At 36.3% G+C, this 24339-nt stretch carries 24 protein-coding genes; 14 read left to right on the top strand and 10 right to left on the bottom strand.

The genetic code is table 11. The annotated features are described in order from the left end of the window. The first annotated feature begins 109 nt into the window (after nucleotides 1–109). From AC1Q8N_RS15480 to AC1Q8N_RS15450, 7 genes are all read left to right on the top strand, one after another. Complete coding sequence (locus tag AC1Q8N_RS15480) at nucleotides 110–952, top strand: BclA C-terminal domain-containing protein (protein WP_493521268.1); 843 nt, start codon at nucleotides 110–112, stop codon at nucleotides 950–952. 122 nt (nucleotides 953–1074) lie between these two features. Then, a complete protein-coding gene (locus AC1Q8N_RS15475; protein ID WP_493521267.1) occupies nucleotides 1075–1920 on the top strand; it encodes a TylF/MycF family methyltransferase in 846 nt (281 codons plus the stop codon). 140 nt (nucleotides 1921–2060) lie between these two features. Beyond that, nucleotides 2061–2819, top strand: a complete 759-nt coding sequence (locus tag AC1Q8N_RS15470) for a class I SAM-dependent methyltransferase (protein ID WP_098077744.1) — start codon at nucleotides 2061–2063, stop codon at nucleotides 2817–2819. A 6-nt stretch (nucleotides 2820–2825) separates the two neighbouring features. Beyond that, the gene (locus AC1Q8N_RS15465) at nucleotides 2826–3761 is read left to right on the top strand and encodes a glycosyltransferase family 2 protein (RefSeq protein ID WP_098642672.1); all 936 of its coding nucleotides are present in this window, start codon (nucleotides 2826–2828) and stop codon (nucleotides 3759–3761) included. A gap of 146 nt (nucleotides 3762–3907) precedes the next feature. Next, the gene (locus tag AC1Q8N_RS15460; RefSeq protein WP_000654715.1) at nucleotides 3908–5068 is read left to right on the top strand and encodes an FtsW/RodA/SpoVE family cell cycle protein; all 1161 of its coding nucleotides are present in this window, start codon (nucleotides 3908–3910) and stop codon (nucleotides 5066–5068) included. 74 nt (nucleotides 5069–5142) lie between these two features. After that, the gene (gene prpE, locus AC1Q8N_RS15455; protein ID WP_098077738.1) at nucleotides 5143–5883 is read left to right on the top strand and encodes a bis(5'-nucleosyl)-tetraphosphatase PrpE; all 741 of its coding nucleotides are present in this window, start codon (nucleotides 5143–5145) and stop codon (nucleotides 5881–5883) included. Between the two features lie 154 nt (nucleotides 5884–6037). Then, complete coding sequence (locus AC1Q8N_RS15450; RefSeq protein ID WP_048545151.1) at nucleotides 6038–7426, top strand: peptidase G2 autoproteolytic cleavage domain-containing protein; 1389 nt, start codon at nucleotides 6038–6040, stop codon at nucleotides 7424–7426. A gap of 48 nt (nucleotides 7427–7474) precedes the next feature. Here AC1Q8N_RS15450 and AC1Q8N_RS15445 read toward each other — a convergent pair whose 3' ends face one another. The 4 genes from AC1Q8N_RS15445 to AC1Q8N_RS15430 are packed head-to-tail and all read right to left on the bottom strand — an operon-like array spanning nucleotide 7475 to nucleotide 10240. Then, nucleotides 7475–8368, bottom strand: a complete 894-nt coding sequence (locus AC1Q8N_RS15445; protein ID WP_001079117.1) for an RluA family pseudouridine synthase — start codon at nucleotides 8366–8368, stop codon at nucleotides 7475–7477. Between the two features lie 15 nt (nucleotides 8369–8383). Next, on the bottom strand, nucleotides 8384–9181 hold the full coding sequence (locus AC1Q8N_RS15440) for an NAD kinase (protein WP_000673190.1): 798 nt from the start codon (nucleotides 9179–9181) through the stop codon (nucleotides 8384–8386). Between the two features lie 18 nt (nucleotides 9182–9199). Next, nucleotides 9200–9838, bottom strand: coding sequence for a GTP diphosphokinase (yjbM, locus tag AC1Q8N_RS15435; RefSeq protein WP_001081480.1), 639 nt, complete (start codon nucleotides 9836–9838; stop codon nucleotides 9200–9202). Nucleotides 9839–9868: 30 nt separating this feature from the next. Continuing rightward, nucleotides 9869–10240 (bottom strand): UPF0738 family protein, encoded by a 372-nt coding sequence (locus AC1Q8N_RS15430; protein WP_001179996.1) that lies wholly within the window; start codon nucleotides 10238–10240, stop codon nucleotides 9869–9871. 146 nt (nucleotides 10241–10386) lie between these two features. Here AC1Q8N_RS15430 and AC1Q8N_RS15425 point away from each other — a divergent pair, with 146 nt between their 5' ends. The 4 genes from AC1Q8N_RS15425 (at nucleotide 10387) to AC1Q8N_RS15410 (ending at nucleotide 12841) form a co-directional block, all read left to right on the top strand. After that, on the top strand, nucleotides 10387–10965 hold the full coding sequence (locus tag AC1Q8N_RS15425; protein WP_098077730.1) for a CYTH domain-containing protein: 579 nt from the start codon (nucleotides 10387–10389) through the stop codon (nucleotides 10963–10965). Nucleotides 10966–11145: 180 nt separating this feature from the next. Continuing rightward, a complete protein-coding gene (locus tag AC1Q8N_RS15420) occupies nucleotides 11146–11544 on the top strand; it encodes a globin domain-containing protein (RefSeq protein ID WP_000043382.1) in 399 nt (132 codons plus the stop codon). Beyond that, the gene (locus AC1Q8N_RS15415; RefSeq protein WP_000360672.1) at nucleotides 11544–12437 is read left to right on the top strand and encodes a ClpXP adapter SpxH family protein; all 894 of its coding nucleotides are present in this window, start codon (nucleotides 11544–11546) and stop codon (nucleotides 12435–12437) included. Before AC1Q8N_RS15420 ends, AC1Q8N_RS15415 begins: the two co-directional genes overlap by 1 nt. A 230-nt stretch (nucleotides 12438–12667) precedes the next feature. Beyond that, the gene (locus tag AC1Q8N_RS15410; RefSeq protein ID WP_046957017.1) at nucleotides 12668–12841 is read left to right on the top strand and encodes a hypothetical protein; all 174 of its coding nucleotides are present in this window, start codon (nucleotides 12668–12670) and stop codon (nucleotides 12839–12841) included. A 129-nt stretch (nucleotides 12842–12970) separates the two neighbouring features. On the opposite strand, the gene pepF is transcribed toward AC1Q8N_RS15410, so the two are convergent. The 4 genes from pepF to mecA all read right to left on the bottom strand — a co-directional run bounded on the left by pepF (nucleotide 12971) and on the right by mecA (nucleotide 18473). Beyond that, complete coding sequence (pepF, locus tag AC1Q8N_RS15405) at nucleotides 12971–14797, bottom strand: oligoendopeptidase F (protein WP_097917812.1); 1827 nt, start codon at nucleotides 14795–14797, stop codon at nucleotides 12971–12973. A 50-nt stretch (nucleotides 14798–14847) separates the two neighbouring features. Then, nucleotides 14848–16092, bottom strand: a complete 1245-nt coding sequence (locus AC1Q8N_RS15400; protein ID WP_098630547.1) for a competence protein CoiA — start codon at nucleotides 16090–16092, stop codon at nucleotides 14848–14850. A gap of 80 nt (nucleotides 16093–16172) precedes the next feature. Further along, complete coding sequence (locus AC1Q8N_RS15395; protein ID WP_000799209.1) at nucleotides 16173–17717, bottom strand: cardiolipin synthase; 1545 nt, start codon at nucleotides 17715–17717, stop codon at nucleotides 16173–16175. A gap of 72 nt (nucleotides 17718–17789) precedes the next feature. Further along, entirely contained in the window at nucleotides 17790–18473 is a 684-nt protein-coding gene (gene mecA, locus AC1Q8N_RS15390) for an adaptor protein MecA (RefSeq protein ID WP_000350711.1), read from the bottom strand. Nucleotides 18474–18815: 342 nt separating this feature from the next. On the opposite strand from mecA, the gene AC1Q8N_RS15385 reads away from it, so the two are divergent. After that, nucleotides 18816–19490 carry a TerC family protein gene (locus tag AC1Q8N_RS15385; protein WP_000362605.1) on the top strand — a complete coding sequence of 225 codons (675 nt, stop codon included), beginning with the start codon at nucleotides 18816–18818 and terminating at the stop codon, nucleotides 19488–19490. Nucleotides 19491–19539: 49 nt separating this feature from the next. Here the strand turns inward: AC1Q8N_RS15385 and spx are convergent, their stop codons facing one another. Continuing rightward, the gene (gene spx, locus AC1Q8N_RS15380; RefSeq protein WP_000258267.1) at nucleotides 19540–19935 is read right to left on the bottom strand and encodes a transcriptional regulator Spx; all 396 of its coding nucleotides are present in this window, start codon (nucleotides 19933–19935) and stop codon (nucleotides 19540–19542) included. 595 nt (nucleotides 19936–20530) lie between these two features. Between spx and AC1Q8N_RS15375 the strand changes: the two genes are divergently transcribed. Next, nucleotides 20531–20734, top strand: a complete 204-nt coding sequence (locus AC1Q8N_RS15375) for a hypothetical protein (protein ID WP_000559978.1) — start codon at nucleotides 20531–20533, stop codon at nucleotides 20732–20734. Between the two features lie 30 nt (nucleotides 20735–20764). Here AC1Q8N_RS15375 and AC1Q8N_RS15370 read toward each other — a convergent pair whose 3' ends face one another. Then, nucleotides 20765–22411 carry a peptide ABC transporter substrate-binding protein gene (locus AC1Q8N_RS15370; RefSeq protein WP_048545164.1) on the bottom strand — a complete coding sequence of 549 codons (1647 nt, stop codon included), beginning with the start codon at nucleotides 22409–22411 and terminating at the stop codon, nucleotides 20765–20767. A 352-nt stretch (nucleotides 22412–22763) separates the two neighbouring features. On the opposite strand from AC1Q8N_RS15370, the gene AC1Q8N_RS15365 reads away from it, so the two are divergent. Then, nucleotides 22764–24209, top strand: coding sequence for an MATE family efflux transporter (locus AC1Q8N_RS15365; protein WP_046957012.1), 1446 nt, complete (start codon nucleotides 22764–22766; stop codon nucleotides 24207–24209). Nucleotides 24210–24339: the final 130 nt, after the last annotated feature.

The raw sequence follows: 24339 nt of genomic DNA, 5'->3' as shown, positions 1-24339 counted from the left end.
TTAACTTGCACAAGCTGTTTAAGATTTCTTTTCAATAATTCAAATGTCCGTGTCATTTTCTTCCGGTTTTGCATCTACTATATAATGAACGCTTTATGGAGGTGAATTTATGTCAAATAATAATTATTCAGATGGATTAAATCCCGATGAATCTTTATCAGCTAGTGCATTTGACCCTAATCTTGTAGGACCAACATTACCACCAATACCACCGTTTACCCTTCCTACCGGGCCGACTGGACCGACTGGACCAACTGGGCCGACTGGGCCAACTGTACCAACTGGACCTTCTGGACCAACTGGACCGACTGGGCCGACTGGACCGACTGGACCGACTGGACCAACTGGGCCGACTGGGCCAACTGTACCAACTGGACCTTCTGGACCGACTGGACCAACTGGGCTAACTGGTGCTACTGGACCAACTGGTGCTACTGGCGCTACCGGTGCTACTGGACCAACTGGTGCTACTGGCGCTACCGGTGCTACTGGACCAACTGGTGCTACTGGTGCTACTGGACCGACTGGGCCAACTGGACCTTCTGGCTTAGGACTTCCAGCAGGATTGTATGCCTTTAACTCAGCTACAGTTTCTTTGGCTCTTGGGATTAATGATCCAGTACCATTTAATACCGTTGGATCTCAGTTTGGTACGGCAATTTCTCAAATGGATGCCGATACTTTCGTAATTAGTGAAACTGGCTTCTATAAAATTACTGTTATTGCTTATACAGCGGCAGTAAGTTTATTAGGAAGTCTTGGAATTCAAGTTAATGGAGTTAATGTACCAGGTGCGGGCACAAGCTTGATTTCACTTGGAGCTCCTATCGTTATCCAAGCCATTACACAAATTACTACAACACCATCACTCGTTGAAGCAATTGTTACAGGAATTGGATTATCACTAGCTCTTGGTACAAGTGCATCAATTATTATTGAAAAAATCGCTTAATTTTGTACGTAGCAGTAAAACTGATATCAGTTTTACTGCTTTTTCATTATTAAATTCAATCATTAAATCTTTCTTTTCTACATAGTCATAATGTTGTATGACATTCCGCAGGAGGCACTTATATGGAAAATAAATCAGCTGTCCAGCTTTATCTCGAGTTATTAAAGAAAACAATTTTATTTGAAATATGGTTAGAATACGAACCATACTTACCTGCTTCGTTACATATATCTAAAGAGCTATCATATGAACCAGTTACAGTTCCACTTCCTTTATTTCTTAAGCAATACGTAGAAAATCACAATTTAAAAATCGTTGATCCTAACGTTTCAAAAAATGCGCGTCAAGGTGGCAAGGATTGGCCAAGAGCAGCACACAGTATGGTTGGTCGAAAACGTATGAATCAATTACATGAGGCTATGGAAACTGTTGTAAGGGAAAATATAGAAGGTGATTTTATTGAAACTGGTGTATGGCGCGGAGGATCATGCATTTTTATGAATGGTTTTTTACAAGCAAACAACATTACGGATCGTACTGTGTGGGTTGCCGATTCGTTTGAAGGTCTGCCAGCACCTAATTTAGAACAATATCCGAAAGATTACGGTGATTATTTGCACACATTCGATTACTTACGAGTTTCTTTAGGAACAGTGCAAGAAAACTTTAGAAAATACGATTTATTAAATGATCAGGTGAAATTTTTAAAGGGTTGGTTTAAAGATACCTTGCCTTCAGCACCGGTAGAAAAAATTGCAATTGCTCGCCTTGATGGTGATATGTATGAATCAACGATGGATAGTCTTGTAAACTTATACGATAAAGTTTCAACAGGCGGCTATATTATTATTGATGATTACGGATTGGTAACATGCGCAGAGGCTGTAACAGATTTCAGAAATGAAAGAAACTTACAAGCTCCTATTACTAAGATTGATGATTTCGGTATTTATTGGCGAAAAGAATAGAATATAATTTTATTTTTTGAGGGGTTCTATTACACTACTTATTCATAAGAACTAATTGTGTAAAGTTCCCCTCACTATAAATGATTAACTTATATATACAATAGAAATCCCCTACTTTACCACAAGGACGGAGTGAATGTATGAACGAAAACGAGAAAAAAATCACATTAATTCCACCCCCAGAACTTGTTCAATATGTAGGTGGTGATTTTGAAGAAGTTGGAAAAGAATTTATGCAGTATTTTATTGAAATTGGCAATTTAAAATCAAATGAAACAGTGTTAGATGTAGGCTGTGGCATTGGCCGAATGGCGGTTCCATTAATGAATTATTTAAGCGATGAAGGTACTTATTATGGATTTGACTTATTCAATGCGGGAATTACATGGTGCAAAAATAACATTTCTACACGCCGTAACAATTTCCATTTTGAACATGTCGATATATATAATCAATTCTACAATCCCGATGGAAAAGAAGATGCTTCCCAATACAAGTTTCCATATGAAGATGAATCATTCGATTTTATTTTTTTAACGTCTGTATTTACCCATCTCCTTCCGAAAGAATTAGAACATTACGTATGCGAGATTGCACGAGTTCTGAAAGAAGATGGGAGATGTTTTATTACTTTCTTTTTAATTAACCCTGAATCATCCTATTACTTAAATGCAGGACTAAGTACGTTAGGTTTTTATCATCAAATTGACAATTGTTATGTTCTAAATAAAGATATCCCTAATTTCGCAGTTTCCTATCCTGAGGAAGATATTCGTGCCCTATTAAATAAACATGGGCTAGAAATACAGTCCCCCCCTCATTATGGTTCATGGTGTAGCAGAACTGAACATACAAGTTATCAAGATATTATTCTTACACAAAAAATTTCTGAAAGGTAGTTATATATGAATACTATGAAAAATCTACCTCTCGTTTCCATCCTTATTCCCACCTATAACCGACCACATTATTTTAAAATTGCTCTAGAAAGTGTATTAGCACAAACGTATTCAAATATTGAAATTATTGTAGGAGACGATAGTACAACTAATGAAACAGAAAAATTAATATACAGACATTATTTACATAAACATAAACATATAACGTACATTCGAAATGCCTCTACTTTAGGACAATTTCATAACGCCCTTACGCTCTTAAAACAGTCAAAAGGAGAGTACATAAATTTCTTAATGGACGATGATATATTTTATAATAATAAAATCGAAAAAATGATGTTTTATTTCCAACAAGATTTAAATAAAGACATTGCACTTATCACCTCCTATCGTACTTGGATTGATGATAATGGAGATATAATTGAACAACATCCCTCCATGAAAAAATTATATGATGAAGATACTCTACTAAATGGGAAAGATTTTGGAAACCGTATGCTTATGTCAGGACAAAATATTATCGGTGAGCCTACAATCGTACTCTTTAGAAAAAGCCTATTAACGGAACCTTTCGGCACTTTACATGGCAGAAAATATGGTTGTAGTGTTGATATGGCCTCTTGGCTAAGTTTACTTTCAAAAGGTGATGCGATGTATATAACTGAGCCCTTAAGTTCATTCCGTCTTCATACTGGACAGCAAGTACGTCACAAATTCCTTGAGGGCTGTGAAGATTTTTCTCAGCTCGTTTTAGCTTCGAAAAAGTATGGTTTCTTACAAGACACTAAATATTATAAAAAAGGTTTGATAAGAGCTTACGGATGGTATAAAAATGCGGTCAAATTTTACGATCTATTTCCAAACCTCATTCCAGATAAAAATACACATGCACGACTTTCTTATTGTTTAAATATCATTACAAAAGAGCTCCGTGCAATATAGTCCATCACAAGGGAGGAGCTATTCCTTCCTCGTGATGTATGACTTCCCACAAATAGTGGAATAAATGTATGCATAGTCTGCTTGTATATTATTTTTATCATGACATGATCCATATACTTACTAGGCGATAGAAAGGAATACATACATTGAAAGATCCAAATTCTCAATATCAAATAGACTACGTATTACTATTCATCTTATTTGCCATTGGGACTGTTAGTTGCTTTGCAATTGCAAGTGCACAAGCCTCTTTACCACCATTTTTGCAAAGCGTAAATTTTGTATTAAAGCAAATCCAATGGTACTTCATTGGATTTATAGCCATTGGTATGATTATGATTATTGATTTCGATCGTTATCAAAAAATTGCTTGGTATTTATATAGCTTTGCATTGGTACTACTTATTGGACTAGAACTTCAAGTACCAGGTGCCGTTACAATTAAAGGTGCTACCGCTTGGTACAGGCTTCCCGGCATCGGAAATTTCCAGCCGTCTGAAATCATGAAATTGTTTTTAATTATCGTCACTGGACGAATTATAGCAAATCACAATGAGAAATATTTTTTCCGGACAATACACGGCGATTTTTTATTACTCGGAAAAATATGTGCAACAAGTTTGCCACCCCTACTACTTATTGCAAAGGAACCTGATTTAGGAAACACAATGGTAATTTCAGCTATGCTCGCAGCAATGATACTAGTTTCTGGTATACGTTGGCGTTTTATTTTCGGATTAGTTTCCGGTATTTTTGCAGCTGGCGTTACATTAACGTATATTTTTTTTACTCACACAAAATTCTTTAAAGCACACATTTTACAAGAATATCAACTAAATCGCTTCTACGGCTGGTTAGCGCCATACAAATATGATGCACAAGGCTATCAATTAAGACAAGCTTTCTTAGCTACTGGATCAGGGGAAATGCAAGGAAAAGGTTGGGAAAATGGGCAAGTATACTTTCCAGAACCACATACAGATTTTATTTTCACCAATGTCGCTGAGCAATTCGGCTTTTTAGGCGCAAGTGTCATTATTTCACTTTTTTTCCTACTTATTTTCCGCATGATTCATATCGCCTTAGAAAGTAATGATCCTTTCGGTAGTTACATCTGTGCTGGTACAATCGGAATGTTTACTTTTCAAGTATTTCAAAATATCGGGATGACCATCGGATTACTACCTATTACAGGAATTACATTACCCCTTATGAGCTACGGAGGAAGTTCCTTACTCACATACATGATAGCGATTGGATTCGTTTTAAACGTTCGCTCAAGAACGAAAATCTTTATGTTTAAATGACGAGCAAAAACAGTATATTTTTATCTCTATCCTTTTTTAGATATACTAATGAAAAATATGGTGGAGGTTTAAATATGAAATTTGACATTATAGGGGATATTCATGGATGCTTTCAAGAGTTTCAAGATTTAACGACGAAACTCGGATACAACTGGAATAGTGACCTGCCGTTTCACCCTGACCAACGTAAGCTTGCATTTGTTGGTGATATTACAGATCGCGGCCCTCATTCATTACGTATGATTGAAATTGTATGGGAACTTGTCATAAATAAAAAAGTAGCTTATTACGCTCCGGGAAATCACTGTAATAAACTATACCGTTTTTTCCTTGGGCGTAATGTGACAATCGCTCATGGACTCGAAACAACTGTTGCCGAATATGAAGCACTGCCTTCTCATAAACAAAACATTATAAAAGAAAAATTTATCACCCTTTACGAGCACTCTCCTTTTTATCACGTACTCGACGAGAAAAGGTTAATTGTATGTCACGCTGGAATTCGGCAAGATTACATAGGAAGACAAGATAAAAAAGTACAAACCTTTGTATTATATGGCGATATTACAGGAGAAAAACATGCTGACGGCTCTCCTGTCCGTCGCGACTGGGCACAAGAATATAAAGGAAAAGCTTGGATTGTATATGGACATACACCCATTAAAGAACCTCGCTTCGTAAATCATACAGTCAATATTGACACTGGCGCTGTATTTGGTGGCAAACTAACCGGACTACGTTATCCTGAGATGGAGACCGTTTCCGTCCCTTCCTCCCTGTCTTTTGTCCCTGAGAAATTTCGCCCAATTTCATAACGACCCTTATTTAGATATCATTCACAAATTACGAGGATTACCGTATCATTTAGGCGGCTCTCCTATAAAAACTAGGTAAAGTAATTAAAAAAAGATGCAATAAAGTGCATCTTTTTTTAATTACACGGCATATACTGTCGCAGGAGGTGACAGAATGAAGAAAAAATCTTCTAAACAAAAAAGAAAATGCCCGCCTTTTTATCTGCCCATGTACGGAATTAACAACTGGTGCAGCATTCGAGCTGCAGCTTTAGAAGAACCGGACGGACAAGGGGCTTCCCCCAAAAACAAAGCTAAACCAAAATATGTCTCTTTAGAAAATGCTGTAATGAGCCGCATAATCGATAATAGAAAAACAAAGATGCAGCAAAAAAATAAACCTCACTCTACTCACACTGAACAGGTTGTGCCTTCTGAGCAAACAGAGAAAAATACAGAAGAAGACATCCCTGTAGCAATAAATAAAAAAGCAGAATCAGAAATTCCAGCTGCTATTATAAATCAAGTGAAAAAAATAAGAGAAGCATTAGCACCATCCAATGATATACAAACAGAAAAAACGATTATAATTCAAACTCCTACACCTGAAAATACAAAAGTAAAAAAAGGGGGACGATATGCACATGCAGAGGGGCTTCACTCTAATGCAGAGGGTACAGCTTCACATGCAGAAGGACTTCTTACACACGCAAAAGCTTCTTTCTCTCATGCGGAAGGATCAAAAACGAAAGCAACTGGACATAGTTCCCATAGTGAAGGAAGTGAAACGACAGCAGGTGGCTCTTATTCTCATGCGGAAGGTAAACATACAATCGCTTTAGGCGAAGCAGCACATGCAGAAGGAACCGCGACTATCGCTAACGGATTCTCTTCTCATGCGGAAGGTAATCATACATCAACAGCTCATTTTGCAGGTAGCCATATTATGGGGCGCTTCGGCACAGCAGAAGAATCTTATTCTTGGTTTATTGCAAACGGCACAAATGAAACCGATCATAATATCGGTGCAAAGTGGCTTGCTCATAATGGGGAAATGTATATTGATGGCGCTTCTTACAATGCAAGTGGAACTGATTTTGCACAAATGTTTGAAACAACAGACAATAATTTTATTGATGTAGGTTATTTCGTTACATTTAGTAGCGAAGAAAAAATTCGGATCGCTACTTCAAACGATTCATTCATTTTAGGAATATCTAGTGCAACCCCCGCCCTTATAGGAAATAGCGGTGCTTTAAGTTGGCAAAAACGCTATAAAACAGATAACTTTGGAAAACGCCAATATGTACGTACGGAATCGCAAGACATACAACCTCTTTTAAATACAGAATGGGATCCAACTTGCAAATATATAGCAAGAAAAGATCGTACCGAGTGGCTTCCTGTCGGATTAATTGGACAAATGTTAGTACGCGATGACGGCACTTGCGAAACGCATGGATATTGTCGTCCAAATAACGATGGCATTGCTACAAAATCCGAAAGTGGCTTTTTCGTTATAAAGCGCACGGGTGAAAATCAAATTTTAATATTATTCCGCTAAGAAAAAAGGGAACAAAATTCTTCGTTACATAAGAATTTTGTTCCCTTTTTAAGTATGCCTTAATACCTCTTCCATATCGCTTGGAATCGTTGTAGTGAAAGACATTTCCTTCTCTAAAATAGGATGATAAAACGTCAAAGATGTACTATGAAGTGCTTGACGTTTTATCACATCTCTTCTTCCTCCATATAAATCATCACCAAGTAACGGGTGGCCTATATGAGCCATATGTACACGAATTTGATGCGTTCTTCCGGTCTCAAGCTCAAGTGATACATGCGTCTTATGATTGGCGCTATCCATCACTCTAAAATGAGTAACTGCTCTTTGCCCATTTTCACAAACGGTTCGCTCAATAATGCTATCCGATTTTCGTCCAATCGGTGCATCAATCGTTCCTTCTCGTTCTATCATCTCACCGTGAACAATTGCTTCATATGTTCTTTTCACAGCTTTTTGTTGATGCTGTTTCGATAAAAGATGATGCACGAAACGATTTTTTGCAATAAGCATAAGCCCTGAAGTATCACGATCTAATCTTGTTACGATATGCACCGTACTTGCAAGATGCTGCTTATCATAATGAGATAAGAGCGCATTCGCAACACTACCTGCCGGATGTTCTCTAGACGGAATCGTTGACATGTTCGCCTCTTTGTTTATGACAAGAACCGCATCATCTTCATATACAATACATAAAGGGATATCTTCTTTAATCATCCCTTCACTTCTTTCTTCCACTGGAAAAAAGACACGTAATTCTTCACCAGCTTGCAACTGATGACGAACACTGGCATGTTGATTATTTACTTCAATAGCTCCGCCGCGAAATTTTATATCCGTTAAGGCGGCTTTAGAAATCCCTTTTGTTTTTAAAAATTCTCTAACTAAAGTTCCCTCTTCAGCCGATTCTATATCCCATTTCAATGTAAATCTGTTCAAATATATAAACCCTTTCTATTTATCTGCAACAAACGAGTCACGAACTCGTTTCCAGAACGGGAACGGACGGAAACGAACAAATCGTACTTTCTCATTTGCAACGCGATACTGGATTGATTTCACATCTTGATGAACCATCGTTAAATGGTCCACCGTAATTTGTAAGTTCATTCCTGCAGCCGGCTTCAACACACATGTATGATGCTTCGGCAATACGAGTGGCGAGCCTACAGTACGAAACACACGGTTATTAATAGATGCCATTTCTGCAATTTGAATCGCTTCAATAGAAGGGTGAATAATAGCTCCGCCAAGCGCCTTATTATACGCCGTACTTCCCGAAGGAGTAGAAATACAAAGGCCATCCCCGCGGAACGTTTCAAAGTACTCTCCGCGTATTTCCACTTCTGTTACTAATGTACCTTCCGCACTTTTAACAGTTGCTTCATTCATCGCCAAATACTGTGACTCTTTACTCCCATTCACATAGCGAATAATCACTTCTAAAAGCGGATATTCCACCACTTGGAATGGTGTTTTAGCAATTGCAATTACTAATTTCTCTACTTCTGTCGGTAACCAATCTGCATAGAAACCTAAATGCCCTGTATGTACACCAACAAATGCTGTTTCATCCAATCGATTATAATAACGATGAAATGCATATAAAAGCGTTCCATCTCCCCCAACAGAAATTACAATATCGGGTTCCTTTTCATCCATTATAAATCCAAAATCTAGCAAGTATTCTTTCATCGTGCTTGCCAGTGTATCTGATGATTGATCTCCCTTTGACATAATTGTAAATTTCATCGCCCAACACCCTTTAGTTTATGATTCGGAATCTTTCGTTTCTTGTTTTCTTGAAAAAGCTTTCTGCGCTTCTTGAATCTCAAGACGAATAGAAGACATTTCTTCATCTAATAAAAACGCCGCTTCCGCTGCGCGTTGCAAGCGTATTTTAATATCTTCAGGAAAACGTCCACTATATTTATAATTTAAAGAATGCTCAATTGTTGCCCAAAAATTCATTGCTAACGTGCGTATTTGGATTTCTACCAATACTTTTTTTTCTCCTTGAATCGTTTGAACGGGGTAACTAATGACAACGTGATAAGAGCGATAGCCGCTATCTTTCTTTTGCGTGACATAATCACGTTCTTCCACGATTTCAAAGTCATTCCGTTTTCGAAGATATTCTACAACAGGCTTAATCTCATCAACAAATTGACACATCATTCGAAGGCCCGCGATGTCTTGCATATCTTCTCTCAGCCGATCTAGCGGTACATTTCTCTTCTCCGCTTTATCAATAATACTAGCAACCGACTTTACCCTTCCTGTTACAAACTCAATTGGAGAATGCTCTGTTAACATTGCAAATTGAGTACGCATTCCTTTTAGTTTCACTTTCAGCTCTGCCACCGCTTGATGGTAAGGTGCTAAAAATTCTTCCCAATTTCGATTCATTTCAACCACCACCAAAATCAATCCATTTGCTTATAGAAATACTTTTTCTACAGCAGTTACTAGTTCTTCTCCGTAATTTGCATTACCTTCAATATTTTCAACTAAATATTCTACTTCTTCTTTTAAATTTTCTAATTCCATTTCAACGTCATTCACACGAACGAACATTACTATATCGTTATTCATCGCTTCATGCATTGCTTCCCAGCATGTGTGCGGAATACTTACATAAATGAAAGATGATTCGTTTTCTAAAATATATAAAAATGATAAATTGTCTGAGTCTACAAGTACGTGATTACGCGCACTTAACTCCTTTACCTCTATTTCATTATTTTCCGCACAAAAAATAAGCGCATTCTCTCTCTTTTCTACGCTCTTAACTTGAATTTTATTTTGCATGCTCTAACTCCTCCATCTCAACTTCCTGTCTTACTTAACAGTATTATTGTATCATAACATGGACGCAAACAAATAAAACATTGAACCAAATTTATGAAAAAGCGATAATGTGTAAAGAATTATTTTTTAAAAGGAGCGCGCATACAATGACACAAGAAATTGAAATTGAATTTAAAAATATTGTTACAGAAGAAGAATTCGATACATTATGTAAATCATTCTCTATTGAGGTATTTACGAAACAGGTGAATCACTACTTTGAAACACCGGGCTTCTCGTTAAAAGAAGCTGGCTCTGCACTTCGTATTCGTCATAAAGGAGAAACTTATACATTAACATTGAAACAACCTGCAGAAATCGGCTTGTTAGAAACGCATCAAGTCGTAACAGAAGACGAAGCAAGAATGATGATGGAAACAAACGTAATCATTCCAGGGGCTGTAATGGATCAACTACACAAATTACAAATTCCTGTTTCCACTTTAACTTATATGGGTAGTTTAACAACTGAAAGAGCCGAAACACTATTTGAAGGCGGAACGCTTGTCTTTGATCATAGTTTCTATTACAATCACGATGATTATGAAATTGAATTTGAAGTGCAAGATGAAGAAACAGGAAAAGCTGCATTTATTCATTTATTAAAACAGCACGACATACCAATCCGTCATACAAATAATAAAGTAAAACGCTTTTTCCTTGCCAAACAAAACAAAGCACGCTAAAGTGAAAATTCCACTAGTGAATACGTTCTACTAGTGGATATATCTCACTTTTTAAAAGGAAAAGATTCTTTTACATTTGAAAAATAAGCAAAGAACGTTATGAAGGCTGTTTATTTGCCCTCTAGAACATTCCATTGCTACAATAGATATACATTTCATGGAAAAAGGAGTTTATAAAGGATGAGCAAGCAACCGATGACACCATTTGAAGCAATTGGCGGTGAACAATGCATTGCAATATTAGTAGACACGTTTTATTCCTATGTCAGTAAACACCCTGACCTATCTCCCATCTTCCCGGATGATTTAACAGAAACCGCTAGGAAGCAGAAACAATTTTTAACGCAATATTTAGGTGGTCCTAATTTGTACACTGAAGAACATGGTCATCCTATGTTAAGAGCACGCCATCTTCCGTTTGAGATTACGCCAAAACGAGCAGAGGCTTGGCTATCATGTATGGAGCAAGCAATGGATGACACAGGAGTGCACGGTCATATAAGAGAGTTCGTTTTTGAACGTTTAGCGTTAACTGCTCAGCATATGGTTAATACTCCAAACGAAACAGGTGAAGTGTAATGGATAAGCAGGAAGCAACGCATATAAATATGCCATCTCCTTCCGCATGCGAGCATAAGTCTGTAGAAGCATATTTATTTATTGATCCACTTTGCAAAGATTGCTGGGAAATTGAGCCCTTTATTATTAAACTATGGCTTGAATACGGGAAATACTTCTCTATTCGTCATATCGTAACAGGAAAAGTGGATGGAACGAACGCTTCCTCACACAAATGGAATAAACCTGCTAATATTCGATTTGTGTGGGAAAAGACAACAAGTTTACAAGGTTTTTCATGTGATGGAAAGGTACATATGCAAGAAGCATCGTCAACACCATATTTAGTTTCGATGGCAATTAAGGCAGCGGAGTTACAGGGCCGAAAAGCAGGTTCGAAGTTTTTGCGAAAACTCCAAGAATACATTTTCCTTGAAAATGTATCAAACCCTGACTGCGAATTATTACTTGCATGTGCAAGAGATAGCGATATTGATGTAGAAGAATTTAAAAAAGACCTACATTCCGCTAGCGCAAAAAAAGCTTTCCAATGTGACTTAAAATTTACAAATGAGATGCATATTACAGAAATACCTTCTCTCGTATTCTTTCATGCGAATTCAGATGAAGAAGGTATTAAAATCGCTGGAACTTATTCCTACGACGTATACGTACAATTATTGAAAGAACTTGTAAAATGTGAAATCGAGCCAGAACCATTACCACCTTTAGAAGTGTTACTAGAAGCAACGCAATTTATATCTTCAAAAGAAGTAGCATTTATATATGACTGCTCGCAGCAAGAGATCGAGCGTGAACTGAAAAAATTACAACTGAAACGAAAAGTACAAATGATTGACGTAAAATGTGAACGTTATTGGAAATGGATAGCAAAAGAAAAAGACCTGGTGTAAAACACCAGGTCTTCTTCTTTACGGCTTATAAAAATATTAAAGGGGATGGGAGAAATTTTCACGTTCAAACAAAGGGGTATATGTTTGTATGTGAATTCGTTCACGCTTATTATATTACAAGATTCGACGTCAGATGACAACCCCTTTTGTCGAATTTCACACTTTTGTCACATTCTAAACGTTTTCATTTCTGAATAAGCTATAAAAAAGCTATTTTGGAGGTGTTCCGTATGAAAAAAACGTATATTTTACTTATCTTACTAGCTGTCATCGTTTCTTTTTTCTTGTACATCCTCTCTCTACTACAAGCTTTTCCTAAAATTATTGCCTTCCCTCTTTTATTTGGAGTCATTGTCATCGCTCTCTCTTATTTCAACCATAAAAAACGATTTAAAGGGTTTTAACTACAAAAATCACCTGTAAAACTGCCTTCTAATTTAGAAAAAAGAAAGAAATTCACCTTATTTTTTCGACAAGTATCGACAAAAATATTTAAAACAAAAAAAGACGAGGTAAATTCCTCGTCTTTACAATTACTTCTCTTCAAATAATAATGCTTCTAATTCATTTAATTTCTCTTCAAATACTTGCAATGCTTCTTTTACCGGTTCTGGAGATGCCATATCTACTCCAGCTTTTTTCAGCACTTCAATTGGATAATCTGAGCTTCCTGCTTTTAAGAACTCATTAATGTAACGTTCTACTGCTGGTTGCCCCTCTTCTAAAATTTGTTTAGATAAAGCCGTTGCTGCACTAAATCCTGTTGCGTATTGGTATACGTAATAGTTGTAGTAGAAGTGCGGAATACGAGACCACTCTAAACCAATTTCTTCATCGATTACTAAAGCATCACCGAAATATTTCTTATTTAAATCATAGTAGATCTCCGTTAACATGTCTGGCGTAACCGCATGTCCTTCTTGTACTTTCTTATGAATAATATGCTCAAACTCTGCGAACATCGTTTGACGGAATACAGTACCACGGAATCCTTCTAAATAATGATTTAATAAGTATAGACGCTCTTTCTTATCTTCTGTCGTTTTTAATAAATAATCGTTTAGAAGTGCTTCATTACAAGTTGATGCTACTTCCGCAACGAAGATTGAATAATCACCGTATACGTGCGGCTGCGTCTTTCTTGTATAGTAACTATGCACGGAATGACCGAACTCATGAGCAAGTGTATATAAATTATTTACATTATCATGCCAGTTCATTAAAATATACGGATTTGTTCCATATGCACCAGATGAATATGCTCCGCTTCGCTTTCCTTTATTCTCATACACATCTACCCAGCGATTTTCATATGCTTCTTTTAAAATGTCAACATACTCATCACCAAGTACGTTTAAAGACTTTAATAACATGTCTTGTGCTTCTTCATACTTCACGTTCATTTTCACTTCTGGTACAAGTGGTGTATATAAATCATACATATGAAGCTCATCAAGTCCTAGTGCACGCTTACGAATATCAATGTAACGATGTAGCAAGTGTAAATTATCATTTACAGATTCAACAAGTTGATCATACACCGCTTCAGGAATATTATTATTACTTAATGCCGCTTGACGTGCAGAATCGTATTTACGAACACGCGCATTGAAATTATTACGTTTCACAGCTCCGCTTAACGTGCTTGCAAATGTGTTCTTATATTTCCCGTACGTTTCATATACAGCTTTGAATGCATCTTCGCGCACACGACGATCATCACTTTCTAAAAACTGAATGTAACGACCATGTGTAATTTCCACTTCTTCTCCATCCTCACCTTTAATAGATGGGAATTTCAAATCCGCATTATTCAACATACCAAATGTATTACTTGACGCACTCATTACTTCAGATGCTTCTGCTAATAGAGCCTCTTCCGCTTCAGATAATACGTGCGGGCGTTGACGCGTAATTTCTTCTAATGCATGTTCATATACACTTAAGTCTCTATTTTCTGTCAAGAATGTTTGCAGTGTATCTTCTGAAATCGATAAAATTTCAGGCACAATATATGCTGTGCTACTAGATACTTGTGAATATAAATTTGTTGCGCGGTCATTTAATGCTTGATACACAGAGTTTGTTGTATCTTGATCGTAACGCATATGTGCATATGTATATAGCTTACCTAATCGCATTGAAATTTCGTCTTCATATTGCAATGCTTCAAGTAAATTGTTCGCAGAGTCACCAAGTTTCCCTTTAAATTCAGTTAACTTCGGTAATAGCTCTTTAATGGCTTGGAATTCTTTTTCCCATTCTGCATCTGTTTGGAAAATATCTTCTAGTCGCCACGTACTTGATTCTTCAATCTCTTTGCGATCTGGTAACGTTTTTGCTGTGTTTTGTTCAGACATCCTTTAAGCCCTCCTTTAAATATCTCTACTTACATACAATTCGATTTTTCTTATGTAATTCCTTCACGATCAGTCTTTATTATATCCCCTTTTCCTTCTCTCATGTTGTACTTTGCCTCAAATAAAGATAAGGCATACGTTAAGTAAATTTCATCATATTTTATAACTTCCTCCTCTGTTTTTAACATAACTACTTCTCTTTTTTTCCGGTACTTATAAGTCCCTACTTTCTGCAATACACCTGCATAACATAAAAATGTCATATATTCAGCAACTGCTACTTTCCATATATGCCGTGAAAAGTACGGGAGCATGCGCCTTTTCGTATACGTTTTCACATAACTACATACATATTGAAGGGAAATACATTCCCCTACCGTAAGCTCACCTATACATTTTATATATAGAAAAGCTTGCCATGTAAATGGATTTGTTTGAAAAGCAAATGAGGACGGGAGTGGCACACCAATTTCAGAAGGAAAATTTGCTGGGGTACATTTACATTGATATAAAAGGCGTAATAGTGACTTATGATTGTAATTCCAAATCGGCAGAGCATTTTGCCGAAAATAGCTCTTTCGCTTTTTCCATTCCTCACCTAATGTTTCTTTTCGGAAAGAGACGGGAGAAAAGAGCATTTCAAAAGTAGTCGTTTCAGTTGGTAAATAGATAATATGTGAGAAAGAGACGCTTGTAGAAAATGAAGTGAGAAACGCGCATTTCATAAATGATTTTTGTTTCGAACAGAAGAAAATAAGAAATGGCTGAGGATAAGATTGTAAGGAGAAAGCCATAAGTGAGGAGAATTTCATCCAATATGCTGATTGCCTTTTCAATTGATTTCCACCAATGATCCAAATAACCTGTATACCAGCTCGCCAATACGAATAGGTTCGTTTGTACAGCTGCTCTATAGAGAGATTGGCGCATTGGTATTCAATCGCAATTGTTCTCCCTGCTCTCTCTATGAAAATATCTGGTCGTTGCTGAATTTCTGGAAGATAGTGCTCTATATACACAGGAAAGTTTTGACGTTTGAACCACCTATATAACAATTCTTTACCGTGCATATGATACATAGATTCTGCTTCATAAAAGGCAAGACACGCGTCCATTTTCTTATGAGCAAAATGCCAACTTTTTTGTTTCCCTAATTTCATTTGCACTTCCTTCCCGCAAGCTATGCAAAAGAAGCTTTCCTTTTTACGCATACGATGTAAAAGCTCTTCATCATGATGATAGAGTAGATGGATTTTTTCTCCGTTTTCTCTTTTGGCGATAAACATCGGAATCACACCCTTTCAGCTCCTTATATTCTACAATTTATTACAAATTCCTTTTAAAAAAGAGATGTCCCAATTTCGGACATCTCTTTTTATAATAAAGGTGATAATAATCGATACGTCGATTCAACAATTCGTCTATGAAGACGCCTTTTATGAAAACGATCGACATGAATTTCACTTGATTCTTCTATATCCTCTTTATAATCTTGAACAAGTTTTCGAATGCTGTCTGTATCATATAAAAAGGCATTTACTTCAAAGTTCAAATGAAAACTTCTCATATCCATATTAGCAGTCCCAATTGAAGCTAAATCAGAATCGACAATGACAACTTTACTATGAAGAAAGCCTTTTTCGTATTCATATATCTTTACCCCTGCATCTAAAAGCTCTGGGAAGTACGATCTCGATGCGTAAAAGACGGTGCGCTTATCAGGCTTACTCGGCATTAACAAACGGACATCAATACCTGCAAGTGCAGCTACCTTTAATGCGGATAAAATATCATCATCTGGAATGAAATACGGCGTCGCAATCCAAATTGATTTCCGTGCAGATGAAATCATGGCAAAGTATAAATGTTTAATTGTTTCCCATTTATTATCTGGTCCACCTGCAACGAGCTGTACGCCTCCCCAATGATCACCCTCAACTGCTTTCGCTTGTAAATATTCAGGGGCCAGCACAGCCTCACCAGTCATATAAAACCAATCTTGAAGGAAAATAAGTTGCAAGCTTTGAACAGCTTCACCACGCAAATATAAATGCGTGTCTCGCCAAAAACCGAAATATTTATCCTTCCCTAAATATTCATCACCAATATTTAATCCACCGACAAATCCTTCATTTCCATCAATAATAACGATTTTCCGGTGGTTTCGATAATTAATCTTATCGTTTAAAATCGGAAAGCGCACAGGGAAAAACGGAATCATTTCTACTCCTGCATCATTCAATTCTTCAATATATGAATTCGATAATCTAAAACTTCCAACCGCATCATATAAAAAACGAACGACAACACCTTCTTTTGATTTCTGTATTAAAATATCTTTAATTTCTGTTCCAAGTTTATCATCACGCACAATGTAATATTCCATATGAATGTGGTGTTTCGCTCGTTTTAATCCATCTAAAATGGCCTGAAACGTTTCATCTCCATTTGTTAATGTTCTCGTTTCAGTTTGAAATGAAATATTTAAAGCGCCTAAGCGGTCCGCTAAACGAAATAACAGCTCTTGGTGCTTATGATTGCGCAAAATCCGTTCTTCGTAATCTTCATGCCCTTTATATTGTAAAAATGCTTGTTCATCGAGCAACGCCTTCTTTTGGAACATTCTCTTCCTCCGAAAGTTCTGTCCAAATAATAAATAAGCGAAGAATCCAAATACCGGAAAAATACCTAACACAATGAGCCATGTAAGTGTTTTAGACGGATGACGGTTCTCTAAGAAAATAACGCAGCCAATTAAAAATGCAGATACCGTAAATAAAATACTAATAATACCTAAAATCGAAACATCTTTTATACCAATTACATCCGAATAAAATGCTACATCAATAAACATACGTAACGAAACAAATAACGCGAACAATAGTAAAACAAAGAAAATCAACTTTAACGTATTTTTCATCTCTTACCTCCTTACTAAGAAAGCTTTCCTATTCTTCATATAAAAAGCCGATTTCATACTACAGAAATCGGCCTACGTTTTAGCAGGAAAATTATTGCGAATTGTTTCAAGCGCATGCTCTTTCACAATTTGTTTCCCATACTCACTTACACGATGAATTGTTAAAGTTGATTCTTCTCCGTATTCTAAAACAATACTTAAAATACGATCAATTTCTTCTTCATCATGTAGCACTTCATCGAATTCCACATATACATAATAGCGGTTCTCAAATGAATACAGCTCATCTTTTATATCTTCAAAGATAAGACGGTGGCTTAATGAAATGACATCTTCAAAATCATTAAATTTAATTAAAAATCCAAACGTACCATCTTCGTTAAAGTTTGTTCCTGCTTGTTCCTCTACCTCTTCCACTAATTCTTGCTGGAATAATGATTCAATGCCTTCATCTAGAGGAATGTCTATAATTTTATCTACACCTATTGGTAGTTCTAGCTTTTGTCCATCCTTTGAAAGCTCTGCTTTCGTTACAAGTACTTCAATCCCTTTATCAACTGCTTGCACTTGAATCCATAATGGTCCATCAATAAAGAAATCATCATGATCACGAGCTTCGTCCATCATCTCCCAAAAGAGCTCTTCACTTCGTTCGCGGTCATACCAAATTTCTTCACGATTAAACCCTCTATCCTCTATATCAATGTACGTAATAAAAAATTTCATCGTATGGTCATTAATTCTTTCAATATCCAAAATACAACTCTCCCTTCCTGCTTAGAATTGTTATGAAGGGATTCCCCACTCATATGACAAATCAATAGATTCTTGTACTCTCATTTTATGATAAGATTCTCCAGAATGGAAATAAAATCGATTTATTTTACAAAAATAGTTATATGCCTATCTTTATTCGACCATCTACACAAATATATCATTATAGCGATTTCTCACTCATGAAAAATTTGGACATACATTTCCACCCTCCCCCGTACACTGTAATAAAGTGAAACTTTTATTAGAGAAGGTGATTTAGTCTCTCTCTTCACCACATACATACAGTTCGCTTATTAAAACATCATAAATGGAGGCAGACGAATGGACTTAGAGTTTTTAACATCTGTACTAATGATTGTCGGTATCGATGTTGTATTAGGTGGTGACAACGCAATCGTCATCGCACTAGCTAGTCGAAATTTACCTGAATCGAAACGAAATAAAGCCATTTTGATTGGTACTCTTTTAGCAATCGTACTAAGAATTATCCTTACTATACTAGCTGTCTATTTACTCGACATTCCATTTCTACAACTTATCGGGGGCGTTTTACTTACATTAATTGCAGTAAATTTACTAACTGATAATAGCAACGATCTTTCTGCTATTCAGGGGAAAACAACTTTATTTCAAGCTGTGCGTACAATTGTATTCGCAGATCTCGTTATGGGGTTTGACAACGTTATTGCCATTGCAGGTGCAGCTCACGGAAGATTTTTACTCGTAATAATCGGCTTACTCATTTCTATCCCGATTATTATTTGGGGCAGCAAACTTATTTTAATACTTATGGAACGCTTTCCATTCCTCATTTATTGCGGAGCAGCGATTCTCGCCTATACAGCAGGAAAAATGGTTACACATGAAGACAGACTTGCAACGTTCTTTCATAATAATCCAAATTTCACCACAAGCATGCCTTTCTTATTCATTTTCACTGTTCTATGCATCGGTATTATCGTGCAACAAGTTCGATTACGAAATGTGAAACATTAAAAAAAACCTTCTACTATATAATAGGTAGAAGGTTTTCATATTATTATAATTAATTTACAAGACGCTGTGCTTCACGTAATTGAAACGTTCTTACTGTACGTGGTAAGAAACGGCGGATTTCGTCTTCATTGTAACCTACTTGAAGGCGCTTCTCATCAATCATAATTGGACGACGTAAAATCCCTGGATAGTCACGAATCATCTTATATAAATCTTGAAGTGGTAAAGACTCTAAGTTTACATTTAATTCTTGGAAAACTTTCGAACGAGTAGAAATAATCTCATCCGTTCCGCTTTCTGTCATACGTAAAATCTCTTTAATTTCCTCAATCGTTAATGGATCTGAGAAAATATTACGTTCTGTATAAGGAATATGATTTTCCTCTAGCCATAATTTCGCCTTTCTACAAGACGTACAGCTTGGAGAACTATATAATGTTACCATACAAAGCTCACTCTCCTTAAAGAGTACAAATTCTGTACTAATTACAGTTTAAATTTCTAAATTCAGCAATTTTTTACGATACCTTGTCTTATAACAAAGTGCAAAAAATCTCATTTCATGTAAGCAACAACTTTGAACAAACAACAATTACTTTTAATAAGTAACTTCTATAATCATTATACAATAGATTTTGCAAGAAATATACAGTAAATTTCCTTCTAATTGAGAAAACCCTTCCGTGTATTCAACTGCTATGTAACATGATCACACTCACTTCAGCTGTAATTTAACAATAACCTTCAACCCTCTTAATACTGGCTTGTCATAGATTTTTCATGTGATATACAGTTATTTCCCCATAATCTTCTCTATGAAAAAGAGAACGTTTTCTTACCTTTTCTTCATAAATCAATTAAGAAATGTAAGACTATACAAGTGAGAATTAAACGGAACACTTGTTCTTATTCTAACAAACATCCTCATCCATGTCTATACGATTTCTAAAATAAATCAATTATTTTTTCTGACATTTCTTTCTTTTTTATCTTTTATCTCATACAATAAACATACAGACAGGCAAAGGGGGAATTTGCAAATGATTGCTTTTTTTATTGATTTTGTCACTGTTGCTGCCCTCATCATCGGAATCACAGCATTGATTGGTGTCATTACAAATAGCATTGGTGAAAAACTCTTTGGCGGAAAAGAAAAGATGAAGTTTGTTAATAAAAGTTTGGATGTACAATCCGGCTGGAACCAAGTTGGCGGGAAAGGCATTTATAAGAAACGTACGTATTAAAAAAAAGCAGGCGGTTAGCCTGCTTTTTTCTTATTTCTCTACTGACGCCCATTTAAAGCTTAAATCACCGCCATATTTATGGTTGTACATATTTTTAATTGATTCTCTTTGTATATATGCTCTACCACGTTGATATACTGGAACAATCGCAGCGTCATCAAGTAACATTTTCTCTGCTTCTAGTAAGTTTTTCCAACGGGCATTTACATCGCTTCCATCTTTCTTCGCTTTCATGATAATTTCATCATATTTCGGATTAGAGTATTTCATTTTATTTTGCGATCCGTCCGTCACAAACATATCAAGGTATGTAACTGGATCTGGGAAGTCTGCACTCCATCCAGAGAATGACATGACAAAATCGCCTGCATCTTCTAGTTTTAGTTTTTGCGCGAATGGTTGTTGTTTAATTTTCACTGTTAAACCTGGTAAATTCTTTTCTAACTCACCTTTTAAATATTCACCTGTTTTCTTCGATAATTCAACATCTTCATTTAATAGCTCTAATTCAATTTCATTTTTACCAAGCTCTTTTTTACCAGCTTCCCAATATTTCTTCGCTTCTTTCACGTTTGGTTTTACAATATCTCCATTTACAGCACGGAAGTCTTTTTTATCCGGCCCTTTAATGAAATTATCAGGAATTAATCCTGTCGCTGGCTTAGAACCGTTATTTAATAATGTATCAACGAACGGTTTACGTTCAAAAGCAAGTGAAATTGCTTTACGAATATTTTTATTTGCTAACGCTGGATCTTTTTGATTTAAACGAAGGAAGAATACAGATGTATCTTCTACTGTTTGGAAATCTGGTTTTCCTTTATATTTATCGATGAACTCCGCTAATAACGTCGCTCGATCGACTGCGTTTGTTTCATATAAATTAATTGGTGTAGACGTATCTTTAACAATATTAAAGTTTACTTCCTCAATCTTCACTTCTTTATTGTCCCAATATGACGCGCTCTTTGTCATTTTAAAGCTACGTTCATGTTGCCAATCACTTAATGTAAATGGTCCGTTATAAAGTGTTGTATTCGCTTCCAAACCAAACTTCGTACCTTGTTCTTTTACAAACTTTTCATTCACAGGATAGAAGATTGGATATACCATTAAATCTACAAGGTATGGAATTGAATTGTCTAATTCCACTTCTAATGTATGATCATCAATCGCTTTTACGCCTAATTGATCTGGGCTCATCTCTTTTTTATTAATTTTCTCTGCATTTTTTATATCATACATAATGTACGCTGATTTCGCAGCTGTATCTGGGTTAATTGCTCTTTGCCATGCGTATACGAAATCTTTCGCCGTCACAGGCTCACCATTTGACCATTTTGCGTCTTCACGTAATGTAAATGTATATTTTTTACCGTCTTCTGACTTTTTAAATTCCTTCGCTACACCAGGAACTAGCTTATCATCTTTTCCTAAACTGTATAAGCCTTCCATCGTATTAGTCATTACTCTTGAAGAAACCGCATCAGCTGATAACGCTGGATCCATCGTTGGAATTTCTTGCGTTTCAATTAGATTAATAACTTGCTTCGCACCGCTTTTCCCGCTATCCCCTTTTGCGTTCGCTTGCGGTTCATCTTTTTGGTAGCTACATGCCCCTAACATCATGCTCATCGCTACTGTTGATACTACAAAAACTGGCATCTTTTTTTTCATACTTCCACCCTCCACAAAAATGTTAGCCCTTTCATTTTCAAACAAAAAGAAATATATATATGTTCTAACAATTCATATTATACACACAAATATATTTTTTGTATATTTATATTTCTATTTTATTAAAATTTTCTGTTAAAAAATAAACCTTTGTAAACGTTTCATATTGCTGATTATCCTTACTAAAGTGTTGAAAATGAATGTTTTTATATTTTTCTAAATTATCAGAGAAAAATAATTTTTATATCTCATAATACTTTGTGCATAATTATCCTTCTCTTTTTATCATAAAATAGCGCTCCCTTCATAATAAAGATATGTAGGTTAAAATGAGTGCAAAGGATAAGAAAGTATGTTACGATACACCTTGCTAAAAATAGATATCGGTAAAGAGGGGACGGACATGGCAGCAATTCAGGCAAAAAACGGGCCGACAGAGAAATTAAGTTTATTCTTATTAACATGGCCTATTTTTCTAGAAGTTTTTCTATTTATGTTAATGGGGATCGCTGATACTTTCATGTTAAGTGCATTATCAGACGATGCTGTATCTGGGGTTGGTGCAGCGAATCAATATCTCCATATCGCTATTTTGGTACTAGAAGTCATCGGGAACGGCGCAGCTATCGTCGTATCTCAATACCTCGGTTCCAAACGTTTTATGGAAGCATCTAAAATATCAGCTTTAGCCGTCACATTAAATTTAGTGGTCGGACTCATTATAAGCGCTGGCTTTCTTTTATTTTCAAAACATATGATGATGGCAATGAACTTACAAGGCGATGTACTCATGTATGCGCAAAACTATTTATCCATCGTCGGAGGCGCTATTTTCCTTCAAGCTATTATTAATTCATTAGCCGCAATTATCCGCGTACACGGCTTCACAAAGCAAGCGATGTTTATTTCACTTGGAATGAATATTATTCATATCGCTGGAAACTACGTACTCATTTTCGGGAAATTTGGTTTCCCAGAACTCGGTGTACAAGGGGCTGCCATTTCTTCTGCTGTCAGCCGACTTATCGCACTTATCGTTTTCTTCTGGTTACTGTACCGCGTTATGGAATACCGTGTGAAATTACAATATTACTTCACCTTATCAAAGGAATACATCGGAAAAATTTTAAAAATCGGGATTCCATCTGCATTTGAGCAGGTTATGTATCAAGCTTGCCAAATTGTCTTCTTATACTATGCAACATACTTAGGAACGGAATCATTAGCGGCTAGACAATACGCTACGAACATTTCTATGTTCACTTATTTATTCGCGATTGCGATCGGTATGGGAACAGCCATTATTATCGGACGCCTCGTTGGCGGTGGTGAAAAAGATGAAGCGTATGAACGCGTATGGAAAAGTGTAAAATGGGCAATTGGCGTCACTTTATGTATGGTCGCTCTCGTCGTTACATTCCGTACACAATTAATGGGACTATTTACAGATAATCCGCACATTATTACGCTAGGTGCGTCAGTTCTTTTACTAAGTGTGCTACTTGAAACGGGACGTACGATGAATATCGTCATTATCAATTCACTTCGCGCAGCTGGTGATGCAAAGTACCCAGTTTTGATCGGAGCATTCTCTATGGTGTTAATGAGTTTACCACTCGGTTACTTTTTCGCCTTCCATTTAGATATGGGGCTCGTTGGTATTTGGTTAGCGATTGCTATTGATGAATGGACACGTGCCATTATTATGTTCTTCCGCTGGAAAAGTAGGGCGTGGGAACGTTATGCACTCGTTAAACCTGAAGAACAAGAGGAAATTGTTTCTGTTCAAGCACAGTAACACTCGTTTAATTAAGGTGTAGTCATTCGTAAAGGAAACTTATATCTGCGATTCTTTAAATATATCGACTTACCGAGAAATGTTGACAAATCTATTATATAGTAGAAAAAAGCCAATCTTCTTAACGGAA

The sequence above is a fragment of the Bacillus sp. GW823-FHT06B01 genome (genome assembly GCF_058952315.1).
The sequence above is the reverse complement of the archived record's forward strand: the minus strand, read 5'-3'. Positions and strand labels throughout refer to the sequence as shown.